The sequence below is a fragment of the Verrucosispora sp. ts21 genome, assembly GCF_002879555.1.
In the GTDB taxonomy this organism is placed as follows: Bacteria; Actinomycetota; Actinomycetes; order Mycobacteriales; family Micromonosporaceae; genus Micromonospora; species Micromonospora gifhornensis.
Window position 1 is genome coordinate 43,584 of the sequence record NZ_PNOZ01000002.1, and the last position, 19,677, is coordinate 63,260.

Annotated in this window: 19 protein-coding genes and 1 tRNA gene; 8 read left to right on the plus strand and 12 right to left on the minus strand. The window is 71.5% G+C overall.

Translation table 11 applies throughout. The annotated features are described in order from the left end of the window. Positions 1 to 17: 17 nt before the first annotated feature. Both C1A38_RS00895 and C1A38_RS00900 read right to left on the minus strand, forming a co-directional pair. Complete coding sequence (locus C1A38_RS00895; protein ID WP_146017403.1) at positions 18 to 488, minus strand: type 1 periplasmic-binding domain-containing protein; 471 nt, start codon at positions 486 to 488, stop codon at positions 18 to 20. Between the two features lie 176 nt (positions 489 to 664). Further along, entirely contained in the window at positions 665 to 2,455 is a 1,791-nt protein-coding gene (locus C1A38_RS00900) for a potassium channel family protein (RefSeq protein ID WP_102656016.1), read from the minus strand. Positions 2,456 to 2,555: 100 nt separating this feature from the next. On the opposite strand from C1A38_RS00900, the gene C1A38_RS00905 reads away from it, so the two are divergent. The 3 genes from C1A38_RS00905 (at position 2,556) to C1A38_RS00915 (ending at position 5,473) form a co-directional block, all read left to right on the plus strand. Further along, on the plus strand, positions 2,556 to 3,035 hold the full coding sequence (locus C1A38_RS00905) for an MSMEG_6728 family protein (RefSeq protein ID WP_102655924.1): 480 nt from the start codon (positions 2,556 to 2,558) through the stop codon (positions 3,033 to 3,035). 109 nt (positions 3,036 to 3,144) lie between these two features. Continuing rightward, on the plus strand, positions 3,145 to 4,671 hold the full coding sequence (locus C1A38_RS00910; RefSeq protein ID WP_102655925.1) for a hydroxysqualene dehydroxylase: 1,527 nt from the start codon (positions 3,145 to 3,147) through the stop codon (positions 4,669 to 4,671). Between the two features lie 358 nt (positions 4,672 to 5,029). Beyond that, entirely contained in the window at positions 5,030 to 5,473 is a 444-nt protein-coding gene (locus tag C1A38_RS00915; RefSeq protein WP_102655926.1) for an HNH endonuclease, read from the plus strand. Positions 5,474 to 5,542: 69 nt separating this feature from the next. Here the strand turns inward: C1A38_RS00915 and C1A38_RS00920 are convergent, their stop codons facing one another. Both C1A38_RS00920 and C1A38_RS00925 read right to left on the minus strand, forming a co-directional pair. Beyond that, entirely contained in the window at positions 5,543 to 6,310 is a 768-nt protein-coding gene (locus C1A38_RS00920; protein ID WP_102655927.1) for an enoyl-CoA hydratase/isomerase family protein, read from the minus strand. Positions 6,311 to 6,487: 177 nt separating this feature from the next. Beyond that, positions 6,488 to 6,564: transfer RNA gene (locus tag C1A38_RS00925), tRNA-Thr, on the minus strand. 315 nt (positions 6,565 to 6,879) lie between these two features. Between C1A38_RS00925 and C1A38_RS00930 the strand changes: the two genes are divergently transcribed. Continuing rightward, a complete protein-coding gene (locus tag C1A38_RS00930) occupies positions 6,880 to 7,971 on the plus strand; it encodes an ABC transporter ATP-binding protein (protein WP_158244823.1) in 1,092 nt (363 codons plus the stop codon). Between the two features lie 72 nt (positions 7,972 to 8,043). Here the strand turns inward: C1A38_RS00930 and rlmB are convergent, their stop codons facing one another. Beyond that, on the minus strand, positions 8,044 to 9,165 hold the full coding sequence (gene rlmB / locus C1A38_RS00935) for a 23S rRNA (guanosine(2251)-2'-O)-methyltransferase RlmB (protein WP_102655929.1): 1,122 nt from the start codon (positions 9,163 to 9,165) through the stop codon (positions 8,044 to 8,046). Then, positions 9,165 to 10,580 carry a cysteine--tRNA ligase gene (gene cysS, locus C1A38_RS00940; protein WP_102655930.1) on the minus strand — a complete coding sequence of 472 codons (1,416 nt, stop codon included), beginning with the start codon at positions 10,578 to 10,580 and terminating at the stop codon, positions 9,165 to 9,167. Before cysS ends, rlmB begins: the two co-directional genes overlap by 1 nt. A gap of 210 nt (positions 10,581 to 10,790) precedes the next feature. On the opposite strand from cysS, the gene C1A38_RS00945 reads away from it, so the two are divergent. Then, positions 10,791 to 11,426, plus strand: coding sequence for an IclR family transcriptional regulator (locus tag C1A38_RS00945; protein WP_199180042.1), 636 nt, complete (start codon positions 10,791 to 10,793; stop codon positions 11,424 to 11,426). A gap of 280 nt (positions 11,427 to 11,706) precedes the next feature. Beyond that, complete coding sequence (locus C1A38_RS00950; protein ID WP_102655932.1) at positions 11,707 to 12,678, plus strand: hypothetical protein; 972 nt, start codon at positions 11,707 to 11,709, stop codon at positions 12,676 to 12,678. Between the two features lie 159 nt (positions 12,679 to 12,837). Here the strand turns inward: C1A38_RS00950 and C1A38_RS00955 are convergent, their stop codons facing one another. Together C1A38_RS00955 and C1A38_RS00965 are read right to left on the minus strand one after the other, a co-directional pair. Further along, the gene (locus C1A38_RS00955) at positions 12,838 to 14,514 is read right to left on the minus strand and encodes a S8 family serine peptidase (protein WP_102656017.1); all 1,677 of its coding nucleotides are present in this window, start codon (positions 14,512 to 14,514) and stop codon (positions 12,838 to 12,840) included. Between the two features lie 160 nt (positions 14,515 to 14,674). Beyond that, positions 14,675 to 15,634 carry an EamA family transporter gene (locus tag C1A38_RS00965; RefSeq protein WP_102655933.1) on the minus strand — a complete coding sequence of 320 codons (960 nt, stop codon included), beginning with the start codon at positions 15,632 to 15,634 and terminating at the stop codon, positions 14,675 to 14,677. An 83-nt stretch (positions 15,635 to 15,717) separates the two neighbouring features. Between C1A38_RS00965 and C1A38_RS00970 the strand changes: the two genes are divergently transcribed. Further along, positions 15,718 to 16,263, plus strand: a complete 546-nt coding sequence (locus tag C1A38_RS00970; RefSeq protein WP_102655934.1) for a CGNR zinc finger domain-containing protein — start codon at positions 15,718 to 15,720, stop codon at positions 16,261 to 16,263. Between the two features lie 73 nt (positions 16,264 to 16,336). Here C1A38_RS00970 and C1A38_RS00975 read toward each other — a convergent pair whose 3' ends face one another. From C1A38_RS00975 to C1A38_RS00985, 3 genes are read right to left on the minus strand one after another with little or no spacing between them, the layout of a single operon-like run. After that, the gene (locus C1A38_RS00975) at positions 16,337 to 16,732 is read right to left on the minus strand and encodes a pyridoxamine 5'-phosphate oxidase family protein (protein ID WP_102655935.1); all 396 of its coding nucleotides are present in this window, start codon (positions 16,730 to 16,732) and stop codon (positions 16,337 to 16,339) included. After that, complete coding sequence (locus C1A38_RS00980) at positions 16,729 to 16,917, minus strand: DUF397 domain-containing protein (protein WP_102655936.1); 189 nt, start codon at positions 16,915 to 16,917, stop codon at positions 16,729 to 16,731. Before C1A38_RS00980 ends, C1A38_RS00975 begins: the two co-directional genes overlap by 4 nt. After that, positions 16,908 to 17,720, minus strand: coding sequence for a helix-turn-helix domain-containing protein (locus C1A38_RS00985; protein ID WP_102655937.1), 813 nt, complete (start codon positions 17,718 to 17,720; stop codon positions 16,908 to 16,910). The genes C1A38_RS00980 and C1A38_RS00985 overlap by 10 nt, the downstream gene beginning before the upstream one ends. 255 nt (positions 17,721 to 17,975) lie before the next feature. Between C1A38_RS00985 and C1A38_RS00990 the strand changes: the two genes are divergently transcribed. Beyond that, positions 17,976 to 18,260, plus strand: coding sequence for a hypothetical protein (locus C1A38_RS00990; RefSeq protein ID WP_102655938.1), 285 nt, complete (start codon positions 17,976 to 17,978; stop codon positions 18,258 to 18,260). 6 nt (positions 18,261 to 18,266) lie between these two features. On the opposite strand, the gene C1A38_RS00995 is transcribed toward C1A38_RS00990, so the two are convergent. Beyond that, on the minus strand, positions 18,267 to 19,676 hold the full coding sequence (locus C1A38_RS00995; RefSeq protein ID WP_199180035.1) for a class II fumarate hydratase: 1,410 nt from the start codon (positions 19,674 to 19,676) through the stop codon (positions 18,267 to 18,269). Position 19,677 lies beyond the last annotated feature (1 nt).

Here is a 19,677-nt window from a genome sequence, read left to right on the forward strand (position 1 = left end):
GAAAAAAACCTGAGAGCTCAGGAGGGCGTTCGGGTCAGCGCCACAACCAGGTCATGTGCTTGCTGCCGCACCACTTCCGGGTCGCTATCGTCCACAACCGACACATTCCGACCCGGCTCGATGGCACCGAACGCAACAAAACGCGCCTGGGGATAGCGGGCAGCGATCTTCGGCACTCCGGCGACCGGGGCCGCGCCGACCGCGAAGATCACATCGCAGCGGTTCTGCACCAGACCGGCCAGAAAGGTCTCCGCCTGCGCCCCGGTCTGCGGACCATCCACTTCCAGATACTGCACCTTCACCTGCGTGGCGAGGGACGCCTCCTGCATCCCGCTCCACACCGGACCGGCCTCCGGGGAGGCAACTCCCTGAGCGCCGGTGAGCAGGCAGGCGGTCTCAGCTCGGTACTCCCGCTGACGCGGCGGCGGTTCGTCGTCCGGCCAGAGCAGCCAACCGGCCGTCAGCACCACCACGAGACCGGCCGCCACCAGGGCCCACCGCAACACCGGACGCGGCACGCCCCCCCATGGCGGCCCGCCCCGGCGGGGCACCTGCCGCACCCGGGCTCGCCGTCCGACCCCACCACCAAGCACGGCCGCACCTTACTCCGCGCCCGGCAGCGGCGAGCGCACCGGCTCACGCGCCCGCCGGGACAGGTGGGACCTCACTCCTCGGTCTCTCGCGGCAGCGGCGGTGTCCCGACCGGGGGCGTGATCTCCTCCTCGGGCGGGGCGGCCTCGCGGAGCAGTGCGTTCAGGCCGGCGCGCCGGGCCACCACGGTCAGCCGGTCCCCGGCCACGATCACCATGCGGTGATCGGGTGACCAGTCGTAGCGCTGGCCGGGGCGGGCGTGCGCGAGCAGCCGTACGCTGCCGGTCCTGCCGACCGCGGCGAGTGGGCGGCCGTCGAGGGCCGAACCGGCCGCCACCGCGACCTCGGTGACCAGCAGGGCGTGCCGGCCGACCGGGATGGTGGCGATCACCGCCCGGTCGAGCAGGGCGGCGGCGAACGACGGGGCGGCCAGGTAGGAGACGCTGCGGGAGGTGCCGATGCCGAAGGCGCGCTGGACCCGCTCGGCGAAGTGGCCGTCGAACAGCCGCAGCACCACGCGAAGCTCGTCGTTGATGGCCCGGCCGTTGAGGGCGGCCCGCAGGTTGGCCCCGTCGTCGGTGGAGACCACCACCAGCGCCTGGCAGGTGGCCACCGAGGCGGCCCGCAGTGTCTCCTCCTCGGCGGCGTCCCCCACCACCAGCGGTACGCCGAGCCGGCGGGCCAGCCCGGCGCCGCGCGCGTCCCGGTTCTTGTCGATCGCCACCACCTCGACGCCGAAGTCGTTGAGCTGGGCCATCACCCGGGTGCCGATGTTGCCCAGGCCCACCACCACGACGTGCCCGGACCGCTCGGGCAGGATCCGCCCGGTGTGCAGGGCCAGCCGGGCGTTGACCACGCCGTCGACGACCACCGCCGTGATCAACGGGATCAGGGCCAGTCCGGCGAGGTTGAGGATCACCTGCACGACCTGCTCGGCAGCGCCTTTGGCGGTGTCCGGGTCCTGCCCGGTGAGGGTGGTGACCAGGGTCAGGTAGAACGCGTCGGCCAGGCTGACGTGTGCCGCGTTGGCGTACAACCCGCCGAGCAGCCCCACCACCGCGAGCAGCAGGATGACCGTGATGCCGATCTTGCGGGTGGCGAAGCTGCGGATCGCCCGGAGCACCATGGCCACCGGTCGGCGTCGTCGCCGCGCCCGCGCCAGCCGGCGGGCGGCCAACTCGGTGCCGACGGGCCGGCCGGCGGCCTCGGCGAGCACCACGTCGGCGGCCCGGTCGTCGGTCGGCAACACCAGGTCCTGCTGCGGATCACGGGTGTCGGCCACCCCGCAGACGACCTCGTTGGGGCGTACGTCCTCCCGGCGGGCCAGGTAGAGGGTGCGACCGCCGTGCCGGAAGTGGGTCGGCGCGACCTCGCCGAGCGCGGCGGCCACGAAGGCCGGGGCGGCGATCGAGGCGTCCGACAGCACCGCCGAGTCGGGGAAGATCTGCCGTACCCCGTTGGCCAGGCCGGTGTTGAACATCCGCACCACCAGACGCAACCCGGGCTCGACCTCCTGGGCGCAGAGCGCGGCGTGCATGTTGCCCACGTCGTCCTGGTGCAGCAGGGCCAGCCCGGCCGCCCCGGCCAGGTTGGCCCGGCGGAAGGTGTGCTCGTCGAGCCGGTCGGCCCGGATCACCTCGACGCCGGGCAGGTCCCGGCCGTCCGGTGCGGGGGAACGCTGCCGCCCCGGCACGATCAGGGTGATGCGCAGCCGACCGGCCTGCGGTTCGCTGCCCCGCAACGCGCGCACCACCCAGTAGGCGAGGGGATCCTGACCGCAGATCACATAGTGGGCCCGGGGCTCCCCGTTGACCCGCAACCGGCGGCTGGCCCGCAGGGCCCGATCGAGCAGCGGCTCCGCCATGTCCGGCATGGTAGTCAGCCGGTCGTAACCCGCGCAGCCCCGCAATGATCATGATTGCCGGCGTCGGCATGGCTCGGCCCGTGGCGGGTAGGCCATCCGAATGCAGACGTTCCTGCCGTATCCGGACTTCCTGGCCAGCGCCCGGGCCCTGGACCAACGCCGGCTGGGCAAGCAGCGGGTCGAGGCGATCCAGGTGCTGCGCGGGCTGACCCGGCCCGACTACGGCTGGCGCAACCACCCGGCGGTGAAGATGTGGGCCGGGTACGAGGAGGCCCTGACCCGCTACGGGCTGGACGTCTGCGAGGTCTGGTGTGCCGCCGGCCGGGCCGACACCTGCGCCGGCACGCTCGCCGCCGACCTGGCCACCGCCTGCGGCATCGAGCAGATCCGATCCCAGCAGGAGTTGGCGGTGGCCGGGGAACTGCCACCCTGGCTGGGCCGCACCGATCTGCACCTGAGCCACCGCTCGTCGCTGATCCGCAAGGACCCCGCCCACTACCGCCCGATCTTCGGCGACGACGTTCCCCCCGACCTCGAATACGTCTGGCCACCCTCCGACCGCCCCCGCCGCTGCCTTTGAGGTGCAAGGAAGGGCACCCTGTTAACGCCTGGCGAGGTGAAAGGGCCCCTTGTTAACACGCGACTGTTCCCGGCATCTCGGGCAGACTGAGGGGGTCAGGGGGTGGCGGGTGGCGCTGTCGCAGATGGTGGGTCGGCTCCTCGGCGTACGCCGGCACGAGGTGGCGTCGGGCGGCGGTGGCCTGTCCCGCGTACCGCAGCCGGTGAGTGCGCTGGTCGTCGGTGGCGGGATCGCCGGCATGTCCGCCGCGGTGGTGCTCGCCGAGCGGGGCGTCGAGGTGACCGTGCTGGAGGCCGCGCCCACCCTGGGCGGCCGACTGGGCGCCTGGCCGCAGCCGCTCGACGACGGCAGCCGGCAGGTCAACGAACACGGCTTCCACGCGTTCTTCCGGCAGTACTACAACTGGCGCAACATCCTGCGCCGGATCGACCCGAAGCTGCGGTTCCTGCGGCCCGTGCCGAGCTATCCGGTGCTCAGCGCCGAATGGCCGACCGAGGAGTTCGGCCGGCTGCCACCCGCCCCACCGGCGAACCTGCTCACCCTGTTGGCCCGCAGTCCCAGCGTGCGGCTGCGGGACCTGCGCGGGATGGACCGGGACGCCGCCCTGCCGCTGCTGACCTACGACCCGGTCCGCACCTACGCCGAGTTCGACGAGCGCACCGCCGACGACCTGCTCACCTCGCTGCGGCTGCCGGACCGGGCCCGCGCGATGCTGTTCGAGGTCTTCTCGCACTCGTTCTTCAACCACGAGGCGCAGATGTCGGCCGCCGAAATGATCGCCCAGTTCCACTTCTACCTGCTCGGCAACCCGGAAGGGCTGGCCTTCGACTGCCCGGAGGACGACTACGCCACCACCATCTGGGGGCCGCTGACCCGACACGTGCAGCGGCACGGCGGCCGGGTGGTGACCGGCGTCGCGGCGACCGGGCTGCGCCGGGAGGAGGCCGGCTGGCGGGTGACGACCGCCGACGGGGCGTGCCGGGCCGGGCACGTCGTGCTCGCCCTCGACCCGCCCGCGCTCGCCGCGCTGGTCACGGCCTCCCCCGGCCTGGCCGACGCCGCGCCGGAACTGGTGGCGGCGATGCCCGCGTACGGCAGGCCCGGTCCGCCGTACGCGGTGGCACGGTACTGGTGCGACGGGGACGTCGCCGCGCAGCGAGCGGTCTTCAGCGGAGTGACCCGGCAGTCCACCCTGGACTCGGTGACGTTGTACCACCGGCTGGAGCACGGCAGTCGACGGTGGGCCGAGCAGACCGGCGGTTGCGTGCTCGAACTGCACGCGTACGCCTGCGAACCGGACGTGCCCGCGACGGAGCTGGCGGCGCGGATGTGGGCCGAGCTGACCACGCTGTGGCCGGAGGTGGGCCGGCTGCGGGTGCGCGAGCTGCACGCCCGGGTGGAGGCGAAGGCGCCCGCCTTCGCGCCGGGCAGCCATGCCCGCAGGCCCGGGGTACGCACCGACGCCGACGGGCTCTACCTGGCCGGCGACGGCATCCACACCGACTTCCCCAGCGCCCTGATGGAACGGGCCTCGGCGACCGGCATCCTCGCGGCCAACCACATCCTGCGCTCGGCGGGTGCGGCCACCGAACCGCTCTGGTCGGTCCGCCCCCGTGGCCTGCTCGCCCGACGCTGACCCACGAGACAGCCGACGCTGACCACACCCGGCAGTGCGCTGACCGCAACCCGGGCTGGGCGCACTGACCACGACCCCGGCTGGGCGCATCGAAATGCGTTGCCGCCGCACTCGGGCGACACCTACCGTGATCGCGCAAGGTCAACCGCCGTTCCGGGAGCAAGCCATGTCGAAGCAGCACTACTCGGCTGTGCCGTCGTGGCTGCTCGGCGGCGGTTGTCTGACGGAACACCCCCGAGGTGGCCGGCCCGGCTGACGCGCGTACCCGTACCCGTCGAGCCGCCCACCCGCCCTGGGACCGGGCGGCTCGTCGCTGTCCGGCCCGCTACGCCCGTCACCGTCCTGGAGGGAGACACCGGTGTACGCCGTCCTCGTTGTCAACGCCGACCTCGGCCCGCTGCACCGGGTCACCGTCCAACACGCGATCCGGATGCTCTGCCGTCGGGTCGCCGAGATCCACGAGGCCGTACCCGACCAGGTCATCGGGGTCTTCCCGGTGCCCCGGGTGGTCCGGCTCGTCCGGTACGTGGTGACCCGCTGGCGCTTCACGTCCGGCCCGGCCTGGTCCCGCGCCGGAGTGCTGGCCCGCGACGGGCGGTGCTGCGCGTACTGCGACGGCCCGGCGAGCACCATGGACCACATCCTGCCCCGCTCGCGCGGTGGCCGGAACACCTGGAAGAACACGACAGCCGCCTGCTACGCCTGCAACCAGCGCAAGGGCGACCGTACGCCGGCCGAGGCGGGCATGCCGCTGCGGCGCGTACCGGTCGCGCCGAGCTGGGCGGCGCTGGCCGGGCGGTGACGGGCCGGGCCGGCGGGAACGGGGGGCGGCGTCGGAATCCGGCGCGGCACCCGCCGGCCCCCGGTCCGGTCAGCCTGCGGGCGGGGGGCTCCAGGTGAACCGGGGCGGGCGGCGTTCGTGGAAGGCGGTGATGCCCTCGCGGGCCTCACCGCTGGCCCGCACCTGCCCGTACCACCAGTCCACCCGGGCGTCGTCGGCCCGCCCGTCGATGATCTCCTTCGCGGCCACCACGCTGAGCTGCGAGCGTTCCACGATCGTGGCGGTGAGCTGGTCGATGCGGGCGGCCAGGCGGTCGCCGGGCAGCACCTCGTCGACCAGGCCGATCCGCTGCGCCCGCTCGGCGTCGATCAGTTCGCTTGTGAACAGCAGGTGCTTGGCCGCCGCCGGACCCACCAACCGGGCCAGCCGGCGGGTGGTGGGTGGCGGGTAGACCAGGCCGAGTCGGGCCGGGGGCACCCCGAATCTGGCGTCGTCGGCGGCGATGCGCAGGTCACAGGCGACCGCGAGCTGACAGCCACCACCGACGCAGGCACCCTGGACGGCCGCCACGGTGGGCTTGGCGAAGGCGGCCAGGCGTTCCTCGGCGGCCACGGCTATGCCGGCGTCGCCGGTGGACAACTGCTCATCCAGGTCACCGAGGTCGGCACCGGCGCAGAACGTGCCGTCCGCCCCGGTGAGCACCAGCGCGCGTACCGCCGGTTCCGCCTCCAGGTGATCCAGCAGTACGGGCAGTTGCCGCCACATGGCCAGGGTCATGGCGTTGCGCCTGCCCGGATTACGGATGACCACCGTGGCCACCTGACCCGACACCGCCACGGTCAGCTCTGCGTCCGCCACTGTCCACCGCCCCTCTGGCCGGGCTCGGTCCTGCCAAAAGGGCGTCTGCCCGGGTACGGCGACGATAGCGGTGCCGCCCGACCGCCCCGCCGGGCAGGGAGCGTCGCGGCCGGGCGGGGAGCGTTCGCGGCCGGGCCACCGAGGTGTCAGCTCGGTGGGCCGCGTACGTGGTGCGGATGGAGCCCCCGGCCGGGATCGAACCGGCGACATCCCGCTTACAAGGCGGGTGCTCTGGCCAGCTGAGCTACAGGGGCAGTGTCCGAGGCCAGCATAGCGACCGGCGTCCGCTTTTCCCGCCCGGCAGGGGTCCCCAGCACGGGAAACGTCGACATCCCGACCTGCGAACGTCGATTCGTGTCCGACCGTGCCCGAGTGACCGGTATGCGTATGCCGTCCGTCCCATCCACTGTTCCGCATCTTGGCAGCGTGGCAAAAGCCGTTTACCGTGCAGTGACACGGCCGACATGGGCTCGTCCCCTGACGGCCGTGGCGCCGGTGCGCCAAGCACCGGTCGCTCCTTCACTCGGATCGTCCGGCACGTTCCTGCCGGTGAAAGGATGCACCCCCTCATGGCTACGGTCACCTACGCGAAGGCGTCCCGGGTCTACCCGGGCACCGAACGCCCCGCGGTCAACCAGCTCGACCTCCAGATCGGCGACGGGGAGTTCCTCGTTCTGGTCGGCCCCTCGGGCTGCGGCAAGTCCACCAGCCTGCGGATGCTGGCCGGCCTGGAGGACGTCGACGACGGCGCGATCTACATCGACGACCGGGACGTCACCCACCTGCCGCCGAAGGCCCGCGACATCGCGATGGTCTTCCAGAACTACGCGCTCTACCCGCACATGACGGTGTACGAGAACATGGCGTTCGCCCTCAAGCTGCGCAAGACCTCGAAGCCGGAGATCGACCGGCGGGTCAAGGAGGCGGCGGCGCTGCTCCAGCTGGAGGAGTACCTCAACCGCAAGCCCAAGGCGCTCTCCGGCGGTCAGCGTCAGCGGGTCGCGATGGGCCGGGCCATCGTCCGGGAGCCCCAGGTCTTCCTCATGGACGAGCCGCTGTCGAACCTCGACGCCAAGCTGCGGGTGCAGACCCGTACGCAGATCGCGTCGCTGCAGGCCAAGCTCGGCATCACCACCGTCTACGTGACCCACGACCAGGTCGAGGCCATGACCATGGGTCACCGGGTGGCGGTCATGCTCGACGGTGTGCTCCAGCAGGTCGACACGCCGCGTGCGCTCTACGACACCCCGGCCAACGTCTTCGTCGCCGGCTTCATCGGCTCGCCGGCGATGAACATCAAGACGGTCCCGCTTACCGAGCAGGGTGCCGCCTTCGCCGAGATGTTCATCCCGCTGACCCGCGAGCAGGTCGAGGCCGCCAACGCCGAGGGCGGCGCCGGCAAGGTCACCGTCGGTTTCCGGCCGGAGGACTGCGACATCGTCAGCCCGACCGAGGGCGGCATGCCGGTCGTGGTCGAGCTGGTCGAGGACCTCGGCTCGGACGCCAACGTCTACGGTCACGCCGCGCTGGACGGCGCCTCCGAGCGGTTCGTGGTGCGGACCGACCGGCGGACCATGCCGAACATGGGCGAGACGATCTTCGTCAAGCCGCGTGCCGGCCAGAACCACGCCTTCCACGCCACCACCGGCAAGCGCATCTGAAGTAGCAACTGACAAAGGGGCGGCCCGTCGGGCCGCCCCTTTCGTCGTTCGTCTCCCTGCGGCAGCCCGGTGTCAGCTCTCGACGGCCCGGCGACGCGCCACCTCGGCGAGGGTGACCGCGGCGGCCACGCTCGCGTTCAGCGACTCCACCTCGGAGACCATCGGGATGCTGACGGTCAGGTCACAGGTCTGCCCGACCAGCCGGGACAGCCCGCGTCCCTCCGAGCCGACCACCACGACCAGTGGGCCGACCGCGGCCTCCAGGTCGTACAGGTCGGTCTCGCCGTCGGCGTCCAGGCCGACCACCATGAAGCCGGCGTCCCGACACGCCTTCAACGACCGGGTCAGGTTGGTGACCTGGGCCACCGGCACCCGCGCGGCCGCACCGGCACTGGTCCGCCAGGCGGTCGCGGTGATCCCGGCCGCCCGCCGCTCCGGTACGAAGACACCCTGCGCGCCGAACGCGGCAGCCGACCGGATCACCGCGCCGAGGTTGCGCGGGTCGGTGACCCCGTCCAACGCCACCAGCAGCGGTGCCGACTGTTCCAACGCGGCGGCGACCAGATCCTCGAACGGCTCGTACGCGAACGGCGGCACCTGAAGGCCGACGCCCTGGTGCAGCACGCCCCCGGTCATCCGGTCCAGTTCGGCGCGGCTGATCTCGAGGATGGCGATGCCCCGGTCGGCGGCGGTACGGATGATCTCGTTGACCCGGTCATCCATGTCGATGCCCTGGGCGGTGTATAGCGCCGTGGCCGGCACCTGAGCGCGCAACGCCTCCAGCACCGGGTTACGGCCGACCAGCAGCTCCGGCGTGTCCTTGGCCGGGTTCGACTTACGCCCGGGCGCGACCCGGGGACCACCACGTCCGGCGGGCTGCTTGCCGCGAGCGGGCTTCGGGGTGGGCGTACCCCGGCCACCGCCCCGACCCCAGGTGGTGTCCTTGGTGCCCGGCTTGCCGATCTTCGGGGCGCGCCCCTCCTCGGCCGCCGCGCGGCGTTCCTTCTCCTGCTTCCAGGCGGTGCGCTGGGGCACCTTCTCCGTGCCGGAGTACCCCTTGTGCCACGGCCGCTCGTCGGCGGGCAGGGTACGGCCCCGACCGGCGAGGGAATCCTTGTTCTTGCCGCCGGAGCCCTTGGGTGCGCTCGCCTTCGACGCCACCCGCCGGCCACGGCGCTGCGAATTGCCGGCCATCAGTCATGCTCTCCAATTGTCCAACGCGGGCCCTGTGGGGTGTCCTCGACCACCACTCCGGCCCGCTTGAGCTGGTCCCGCAGCGCGTCGGCGGCGGCCCAGTCCTTGCGGACACGGGCCTGCGCACGCTGTTCCAGAGCGAGGGCGACCAGGGAGTCGACCACACCGCGGAGGTCACTCGCCCGGGCACCGCCGGTCCAGGCCGGGTCGAGGGGGTCGACGCCGAGGATATCCAGCATCGCGCGGACACTGGCGAGCGCCGTGCGTACGGTCACATCGTCACCGCCGGCCAACGCGTTGTTGCCGTCCCGCAGTACGTCGTGCAGCACCGCCAACGCGGCCGAGGTGTTCAGATCGTCGTCCATCGCCGCGGCGAACGCGGCCGGCACCTCGCCGAGCTGCCCGACGCCCACCCGCTCGACGGAGCGCTGCACGAAACCCTCGATCCGCCGGTACGCCACGGCCGCCTCGCGCAGTGCCTCCTCGGAGTAGTCGATCCGGGAGCGGTAGTGCGCGGCGACGTAGTAGTAACGCAGTTCGACCGGGCGTACCCCGAGCCCGGCGACGTACGCCAGGTCGAGGGCGTTGCCCAGGGACTTGCCCATCTTGGTGCCGCCGATGCCGAGCAGACCGTGATGCACCCAGTAGCGGGCGAAGGGCAGGTCGGCGGCCTGCGACTGGGCCAGTTCGTTCTCATGGTGCGGAAAAATCAGGTCGAGCCCACCACCGTGGATATCGAACTCGGCACCCAGGTACCGCCAGCACATCGCCGAGCACTCGATGTGCCAACCGGGCCGGCCCCGCCCCCACGGCGACGGCCAGTAGGCATCGGCCGGCTCGCCCGGCTTGACGCCCTTCCAGAGCGCGAAGTCACGCGGGTCGCGCTTGCCACGCTCGGGGGCGTCGGCGGCGGACTGCATCTCGTCCGGCGACTGGTTGGACAGCGCACCGTACGCCGGCCACGAACGCACGTCGAAGTACACGTCGCCGGAGTCGTCGGTGGCCGGGTAGGCGTGCCCCCGCTCGATCAACTGCGCGATCAGCTGGTGCATCTCCGGAATGTGCCCGGTGGCCCGCGGCTCATAGGTCGGTGGCAACACGTTCAGCGCCCGGTACGCCTCGGCGAGCTTCAATTCGTTGGCGTACGCGATCGACCAGAACGGCCGCTCCTGCTCCTGCGCCTTGACCAGGATCTTGTCGTCGATGTCGGTGACGTTCCGGATGAACGTGACCTCGAAACCGGCGGCCAGCAGCCACCGACGCAGCACGTCATAGTTCACACCGGAACGAAGATGGCCGATGTGCGGCGGTGCCTGAAGGGTGAGCCCACACAGGTAGACCCCCACCTTGCCGGCTTCCCGCGGGACGAAGTCCCGCACCGATCGGGTGGCGGTGTCATACAGGCGAAGCGTCACCGTACAAGGGTAGCCGTCCGTCGTTTTCCCGGTCCGCCGGAGCCGGGTCGTACGCTGCTGATCGTGACTTCCCCCGCGGCCCCCGGCACCGACCCGCCCACCCCTGCCACGCCCGACCGCGGCACGGCAGGCGGTCCGGGCGCTACCCGCGGCGCAGGCGCTACCGGCGGCACGGGCGCTACCGGCGGTCCGGGCGGGAGCGGGGTGGGCGTGCCGGGCGGGGAGACCTCGCAGACGCTGGACCGGGGGCTACGGCTGCTGCACCTCGTCGCCGACGCGCCCGGCGGGCTCACCGTCACCGAGGCGGCGAACCGGCTGGGCATCGGCCGGGCAGCGGTCTACCGCCTGGTCACACCATTGGCCGGGCACGGCATGCTTCGCCGGGACGCTGACGGTCGGCTGCGCCTGGGCGCCGGGGTGCTGCACCTGGCCCGGCGCGCGCAACCACTGCTCGCCGAGGGCGCGCTGCCGGCCCTGCGACGCCTCGCCGAGCAGGCCGGCGCGACCGCGCACCTGACCGTGGTCGAGGGCGGCGAGGGGGTCGCGCTGGCGGTGGTCGAGCCAAGCTGGACCTCGTTCCACGTGGCGTACCGCACCGGGGCCCGGCACCCGCTGGAACGAGGCGCGGCCGGGCAGGCCATCCTCGCCGGGCGCTCCGGCGCCGCCGGCCCGGTGAGCACCGTCGGCGAGTTGCAACCCGGTGCGTACGGGGTGGCAGCCCCGGTCCTCGGGGTGCCCGGCCTGGAGGCGAGCGTCGGCGTGGTCGCACTCGCCCCACTCGACGCCGACGCGGTCGGCGCCCAGGTCCTCGCCGCCGCCACCGCGATCGCCGCCGCCCTCCGCTGACACCACCTCATCCCCGCCGCCACCTGCCCCGGCCCGGCTGGCAGGCAGGCACCGTTACGGCGGAATGGCGGTAACCGGGAGCGCCGGAAACCGCAATTCCGGCGTAACGGCGAAGCCTCCCTACCTCAGCGTGGTGCGCGGACGTCCATGACGGGGTGGCGCGAACCCATACCACGGCCGGGCTGTGGCGTGGGTGTTGTCCACAGGGGTGGTCGATCATGAGAGCGACCGTTGTCCACAGGGGTCCCGCAGGGCTCGCGGTAGGCCGCACGGTGGAGGCATGCCTCCTTCCCCGTACCGACCGGCCGCTCTTGCGTGGCAGGTGTTCCGCGGTTCCGAGGCGATCCGCGACCGCCTGATCACCCGGCACCAGCTTCGCGGTGCGTCCTGGGTCCGCCTGATGCACGACGTGTACGCCGACGCCCGCCTCGACCGCGATCACGAGTTGCTCTGCCGAGCGGCCTCGCTGCGATTACCATCCGGCGTGCTGATGGCCGGACCGTCAGCGGCCTACCTGCACGGCATCGAGCACGCTGCAACCTTCACCGACGAGGTTCACGTCCTGGCACCGATGCAGTTCCGGCTCGGCTCCCAGCGCGGCATCCGAGTGCACACCCTCGGTCCACGCCAGCCGCCGCAACCCACCTCGGAAGCCCAGCAGTGGCCCGAGTCCGCCGAGCACACCTGCCGGCCAGCCGCCATCGCGGGGCCGGTGGGCTCGCAGCCCTTGCCCCGATCGGATGTCATCTGCTCGGCCTGGGAGTGCGCGGTGTGGCTGGAGCCGGTACAGGCGGTCGGCATCATCGACGCCATGCTCCGGCAGAAGTTGGTCGACCACACCCGGCTGGACGCCATGGCCAGGGCAAACGTGGGCCGGCCCGGGGGGCGGCGGGCCGAGTGGGTGTTCGGCCTGGCCGATGGGGGTGCGCAGTCGCCGCCCGAGTCGCAGCTACGGGTCCGGCTGATACTGGCCGGGCTGCCCCGACCGGTCACCCAACATCCGGTGCGGCTGGCCAACGGTCAGATCCTGCACCCTGACCTGTCGTGGCCCGAATACCGGGTGGCCGTCGAGTACGACGGGCTCTGGCACAGCGATCCCGACCAGCTTCACCTCGACCGGCAGCGGCTCAACCAGTTGATGGCGGCCGGCTGGCGAGTGCTGCACGTGACCAGTCGACGCCTGCACCGCGACTTCCCGGGACTCGTGCGGGAGGTCCGTACCGCCCTCGCCGCCGCCGGCTGGCACCGCTGACCACCCGCCGCCCGCGCCGCGCGGAGGGGCTGATCCACTCCGTTACGCCGAAGTGGCGGTCACCCAGTACTCGGGTAACCGCCACTTCGGCGTAACTGCGGACGGGGCCGCGCAGACAGGCCGCACGAACCCGCGCGGCGGACGCGCGGGCCCGCGAGGCTAGCGGCGCAGCGGGGTGGTCACTGCGGCGTAGGCGTCGATGATGCCGTGGCCGTAGAAACCGTTGAAGTCGCGCGAGCCGGCGCAGTAGGCGTCGAACTCGGGTGAGCGGCCCTCGTTGGTGTAGGTCTGCAACCTGGGCTCCGGGCAGGCCCGCTCGGCGGCCGTGCGGAGCAGGTGCCGCTCGACCACGTCCGGGTCCAGGCCGAAGCCACCCCGGCCCTGCGGCTTGCCGTACCGGCTCACGATGAGCGCGGCGACGCCCGAGGCGTGCGGAGCGGCCATCGAGGTGCCCTGGAGGTACGTGTAGTAGGCGCACTGCCGGTTGGCCTTGCACTCCTTGAATACGAAGGTCTCCGCGCCCGGCACGATGTTGCCGTCCTCGTCCACCGAGCCCTCCTCCTGGAGGACCTTCAGCGGGTACGTGGACAGGATCATGTTGGCGTCGGTACGGAACGTGTCGGTGCCGAAGCCGTCCCGGAACCAACCGCCCGGCGCGGCGATGGCGGTCTGCTCGGTGCCGTAGTTGGAGTAGTCCGCCTTCTTACCCGACGGCCCGACCGACGAGACGCTGATGACGTGCGGCCCCTCGGTGGGCAGGTCCCAGCAGCTGTTGTTGTCGATCTCGCGGGGGTACGGCGCGACGTCCCCGTAGTTCGGGCTGGAGAAGTCCGTACGCGGGTCGCCCAGGTCTTCGTGGTTGTTGCCGAGCGCACCGACCAGGGTGACGCCCCGGTCGTGGGCGTAGGTCAGCGCCCGCTTCATGGCCCGGATGGTGGCCCGCTGCGCGGCCTGCGCCTCCGGCGAGTCAGCCGGGTTGGCCGTGCAGTTGTAGAGCCACGGGTCCACGTAGAAGGACATGTTGACCACGTCCAGGCCCGACCTGCCGGCGTGCAGCAGTGCGTTGACCACCGGGTTCAGGAAGAAGTAGCCGGAGTCCTGGCCGCCCTTGAGGTTGACCAGCGAGACCTTCGGGGCGACGCCGGAAAGGCCGAAGCCGTTGGCGGCAGCACCGATGGTGCCGGCGACGTGCGTACCGTGTCCGCCGTCGTCGGTGCCGGCCGGGTCGAGGCAGCTCGGCACCTCGCACGGCCCGTCGATCTCGGGGATGTCGGGCGCGAAGTTGCGCGACAGCGCCCAGTTGAAGTTCGGCGCGATGTCCGGGTGGCTGGCGTCGACGCCGGTGTCCAGGACGCCGACGGTGACCCGGCGGTCGCCCGGTTCGATCTTGCGCGCCTTGTCGGCCCGGATCATCTCCAGGCCCCAGAGCTTGTCGTCCAGCGGGTCCATCTTCTTGCCCCGCTGCTTGCCGGCCCCCTTGGCGGCGGCTGCCAGCAGGTGCTCCTGCTCGACCCGGTCCAGCTTGGGCTTACGGCCGATGGCCTTCTCCTCGGCGGCGCCGATCAGGGCGGCGGCAGCGGTCGCCTTCGTCGCGAAGTCGGCCCGGTCGCTGGTCACCTGGAACACACCGACCTCGTCGGTACGGGACACCACGGTCCCGCCGGCCGACCGGATCGCGGCGATGGCGGCATCGGCGGAGACCCCGTCCTCCGCCACCACGGTGAAGGTCCGGGCGACGCCGGACGGCTCGGCACCAGCGGGCACGCCCAGGCCGGTCACCGTGAGTGCCAGTGCCGCCGCGGTCGCGACGACACCGACGGTGAAGCGCTTGCTCACCACATCGAATCCTCTCGTTGAGGGACGTGGCGTCATCAGACATCAACGCATGACGTTTCGCCAGACCGGCGTCCACTAGGAAGCAAAAAGTCTGCTTCGCCGGAAAGGCCGACCAGGACAGCGGGCAGCTCAGCAAGAGAGCAAACTGCCGCATCCGGGGTCACGTGAGGGCCGGCTCCGCCGCCTTCGGCTGCTCGGGGAGGGCGGGTGCGCGTAGTTCGTCGATGCGGACCAGTGCCACTCCAGCGACGATCAACGCCCCGCCGAACAGTTGCACCACCGTGGGCAGTTCGCCCAGCACCAGCCAGGCGATCAGCACCGCGAACATCACCTCGGTCAGCCCCACGAAGGAGGCCATCCGCGCGCCGAGCACACGGGTAGCGGCGATCCCGGCCAGGTAGGCGATCACCGCAGCCACCAGCACCAGACCGGCGATCGGCACCAACCAGCTCGTCTCCTGCCCGCCGAACTCCACCGCGCCGAAGCTGGCCCGCAGCGGCAGCGCGCCGACCAGGCCGAGCGCCAGCAGCACCGCGGCACCGACCGCCATGCCGCCACTGGCCATGACCACCGACGGCAGCGCGGAGTCGACCCGCCCGGCTAGTACGAAGTAGCCGGCGAGCCCGACCGCCGCGCCCAGCCCCCAGAGCACCCCGATCGGGTCGAGTCGACCCGCACCGGCCATGTCGAGCACGAAGAACAGGCCGGCCAGGGCTGCCACCGACCCGGCCACGGTCAGCCGACGCGGGCGCTGCCCCTGCACCAGCCAGGTCCACCCGACGACGAGGATGATGCCGAGGTACTCCAGCAGCAACGCGACGCCGACGGGCAGGTAGCGCACCGCGTTGAAGAAGCAGACCTGGGCGACCGCCACTCCCAGCAGCCCGAAGACGCCGATCGAGGCAAGGTTGCGGCGCAGCACCGGCCACTGGCCCCGCATGACGAGCAAGGCGGGTGCCGCCAGCACCAGGGCGGCGAGGCCGACGCGGGCGATGACCACCGACTCGGCGGACCAACCGGCGTTGATCAGGGATCGGGCGAAGGTGCCCGAGGTGGCGAAGGTGACCGCGGAGAGCAGGGCCAGCGCGAGGCCGGCACCGGCGACGGGTGATTGACGCATGGCTCTCCTTGGCACGGCACCGCGACATCGGCAAACTAGGGTTACACCGATGACGCTAGAGTCGGGCCACGACAGGAGTCAAGTTGCTCTTCGCTCATGACACCGAGTGTTCCCTGATCGCCGTCGCCGCGCTGGTCAACACCGCCGGCCAAGGCGACGAAGGGCTACCCGACGTGGAGGCCCTGAGCGCCTTCTTCACCGCCCATGCCTACACCGGAAGACACGAACACACCGAAACCGAACTGCGGGCCGTACGCGCCCTGCGCCCCCGGCTGCGCCGGATCTGGTACGCCGACGTCGACGAGATCGTCTCGATCGTCAACGGACTGCTCCGCGAACACCGTGCCCTGCCCCAGCTCATCACCCACGACGACGAGCCGTACCACCTGCACGCCGTGCCTCGGGATGCCCCGCTGGCCACCAGGATGGCGGTCGAGGCGGCGATGGCGATCTCCGACGTGGTGCGCGGCGGCGAGCTGCGCAGGCTACGCACCTGCGAGTACCCCGACTGCGACAACGTGCTTGTCGACCTGTCGAAGAACCGCTCCCGCCGATTCTGCGAGGCCGGCTGCGGCAACCGGGCCGCCGTCAACGCCTACCGCGCCCGCAAGGCCGCCGCTCGCAGCTGAGCCCACGCTCTTTGGGTGCGTTTGTTGTCGCCAGAGCAACAGGAAACGCACCCAGAGACCCCGCATTGGGCGATCAGTGGGCGCGTCCGGCCATCAGCCAGCGGGTCATCACGATCCGCAGCAGCACGTACCGTCCGTCCGGGCCGTCCACTGTGACGTCCCACCCGTCGTACCGGTGCCGCAGGCCGTCCACGACGGCGGCCGGGAACGGCTGGCGCACGATGCTCGCCACGCCCTCGGCGACGACCGGCGCATCCCCGTCCGGCAGCGCCAGCGAGACCCGGGGATCGGCGGCGATGTTGCGGACCTTCCGGTTGCGCTCGGCAGTGCCGATCCACCACTCACCGTCGAGATACAGGAACCAGACCGGTGTCAGGTGCGGCGACCCGTCCGGCCGCAACGTGCAGAGCCAGACCACGCGCTCCCGATCCAGCCGCTCCAACACCTCCGCGCCGGGAGCGCTGATCACGTCAGGCGCGGCGGCGCGGCAACGAAAACCCGCCAGGCGTACGCGTCAAAGGTCAGCACCGCCCCCGCCGCATCCTTGCTGTCCCGCACCCCCACCACCCCGGGCAGGTTCGTAGCCACCTCGACACACTGGTCGCTGGAGCCGCTGCGGCTGCTCTTGCGCCACCGCGCACCGCTCAGCTCCATGACTCGGCAATCTCCTTCAGCAATTCGATCGACTCCTGTGCTGGTAGGGCCGCGCCCAGGGTAGCTTCCCAAACCCGTTGCAGCATCGACAGATCCGACGGCCGATCAAGTTCACGGCCACCGATCTGGCCACCCAGGTAGGCCACGACCGTCCGGTCTTTCAGGGTGGCGAGCATGAACGGTCCGTTGAGCCCCGGATACTCATCGGCGGACTGCGGCACCACAAGCAGTCGAAGCGACGGATGATCACTGGCCAACCGGACCAGGTGCTGCGTCTGCTCCAACATGATCTTGCGGCCACCGACTCGGCGTCGCAGAGCGGCCTCGTCTATCACCACCACCATGCGGGGCGGGTCCTCCTGGCAGACAACACCCTGGCTCGCCAGGCGGTCAGCGAGGCGTTCCTCGCGCTCCGCGCGGGCCAGCGAGTCGTCGGCCTCGAAGACCGCGCGAGCATAGGGCTCGGTCTGAAGTAGACCTGGCACGTGCAGTGGTTCAAACCACCGCAATTCGTCGGCACCTTCGAGGATGGCACGCCATCCTCGAAGCCAGACCTGGGCTTTGTCGAGGGCTACCAGGTGGGTGAGCATTCGGCCGTAGAGGCCGCCGGTGTCCAGGGCCTTGTCGAACTGTTCCAGGTACTTCGGGGTGGGCGGCTGTTGACCCAACTCCACCGCGCTGACCATCGACGGCGAGTAGTTCACGGCCTTGGCCAGATCCTCCTGACTCCAGCCCTGCCGAGCCCGCGCCCGGCGTAGCTCCGCGACCAGGAAGGCCGCCGCTGTCAGCTGTCCACTCGCCATTTCCAGCCGCCCTCCAGGAACCGGTCGATCGACTACAGCGCACCGCCACCGGCAACCCGGCCCGGCCACAGTGGGCCTCGGACAGCACGGCCAAACCCTTCCGACCGTAACGGTGTGCTCAGCAGACTGTGCGCAGCGACGCTCGCCGCTCATTCCCCCGAGGGGCGGCGTCGAGGTGGGACCGCCCCGCTCCCCCGGCCGGGCGGTCCCATCGCCGGGGACCGTGACGAGTCCGCTCTACCGGAAGGCCGCGCCATGCCGACCCCATCCGCCGAGGGACCGGTGACGCGTCCTCACCTGCCCTTGCGCCCACTGTGGCTGTGTCGGGCCTGCGCGGCACCCTGGCCCTGCGCGACGGCACGACTGACGCTGATCGCCGAGTACGCCCACGACCGGATCGCCCTCAGCGTCTACCTCTGCGCCGTACTGCACGAGGCGGCAGCCGACCTCTACCGCCTGGACCCGGACGAGGGTCCTGCCCCGGCCGCCCTCTTCGCCCGCTTCCTGGCCTGGGTACCGCGCCCCGGGGCGCGCCCGTGACGTCGGTCAGGGGTGGGTCATCCGGAGCAGGTCCAGGGCCTCGTCCAACTGGACCTCGGTGAGCTTGCCGGAGTCGACATGGCCACGGGAGATCACCACCTCCCTGATCGAGGTCTGCTTGGCCAGTGCCTCCTTGGCGATCGAGGCGGCCTCGTCGTACCCCAGGTAGCGGTTGAGAGGGGTGACGATCGACGGCGAGCCTTCGGCGTACGACAGGCAGACCTCGGCGTCCGCGACCAGGCCGACCACGCAGCGGTCGGCGAGCAGGCGGCTCGACGCGGCCAGCAGCCGGATCGATTCGAGCAGGTTGCGGCCCATCACCGGGAGCATCACGTTGAGTTCGAAGTCGCCCTGCGAGCCGGCGAACGCCACCGTGGCGTCGTTGCCGATCACCTGCGCGCAGACCTGCCGGACCGCCTCGCAGACCACCGGGTTGACCTTGCCGGGCATGATCGACGAGCCGGGCTGCAGGTCGGGGATGCGCAGCTCACGCAGGCCGGCGCGGGGGCCCGAGCCCATCCACCGGATGTCGTTGGCGATCTTGTAAAGACCAACCGCGACGGTACGCAGCTGACCCGACGCCTCCACCAGCGCGTCCCGCGCGCCCTGCGCCTCGAAGTGGTTACGCGCCTCGGTCACCGGCAGCCCGGTGGAGTCGCGCAGCTTCTCGATCACGGCGGCGGCGAAGCCGAGCGGGGTGTTGATGCCGGTGCCCACCGCCGTACCGCCCAACGGCAGCTCGGCCAGCCGGGGCAGCACCCCGTCCAGCCGCTCGATGCCGTAGCGGATCTGTGCGGCGTACCCGCCGAACTCCTGCCCCAGGGTCACCGGCGTGGCGTCCATCAGGTGGGTACGCCCCGCCTTGACCACCGTCTCGAACTCCGTGGCCTTGGCTTCCAGCGCGCCGGCCAGGTGGTCCAGCGCCGGCAGCAGGTCACGGACGACGGCCTCGGTGGCGGCCAGGTGGATCGAGGACGGGAAGACGTCGTTGCTCGACTGGGAGGCGTTGACGTCGTCGTTGGGGTGCACGTCGCGGCCCAGCTCCCGGCTGGCCAGCGTGGCGATCACCTCGTTGGTGTTCATGTTCGACGAGGTGCCGGAGCCGGTCTGGAACACGTCGATCGGGAACTGGTCGTCGTACCCGCCGTCGGCCACGTGCGCGGCGGCGGCGGCGATCGACGCGGCCACGTTCGCGTCGATCACCCCCAGATCCCCGTTGACCTCGGCCGCCGCCCCCTTGATCTGGGCCAGCGCCCGGATCTGGGCGGGCTCGATACCCCGACCCGAGATCGGGAAGTTCTGCACCGCCCGCTGTGTCTGGGCCCGCCACAGCGCATCGGCGGGCACCTCCACCTCGCCCATCGAGTCGCGTTCGATCCGGTAGCCCGCCGCCTCTGGAGTCGTCACGCCTACCATC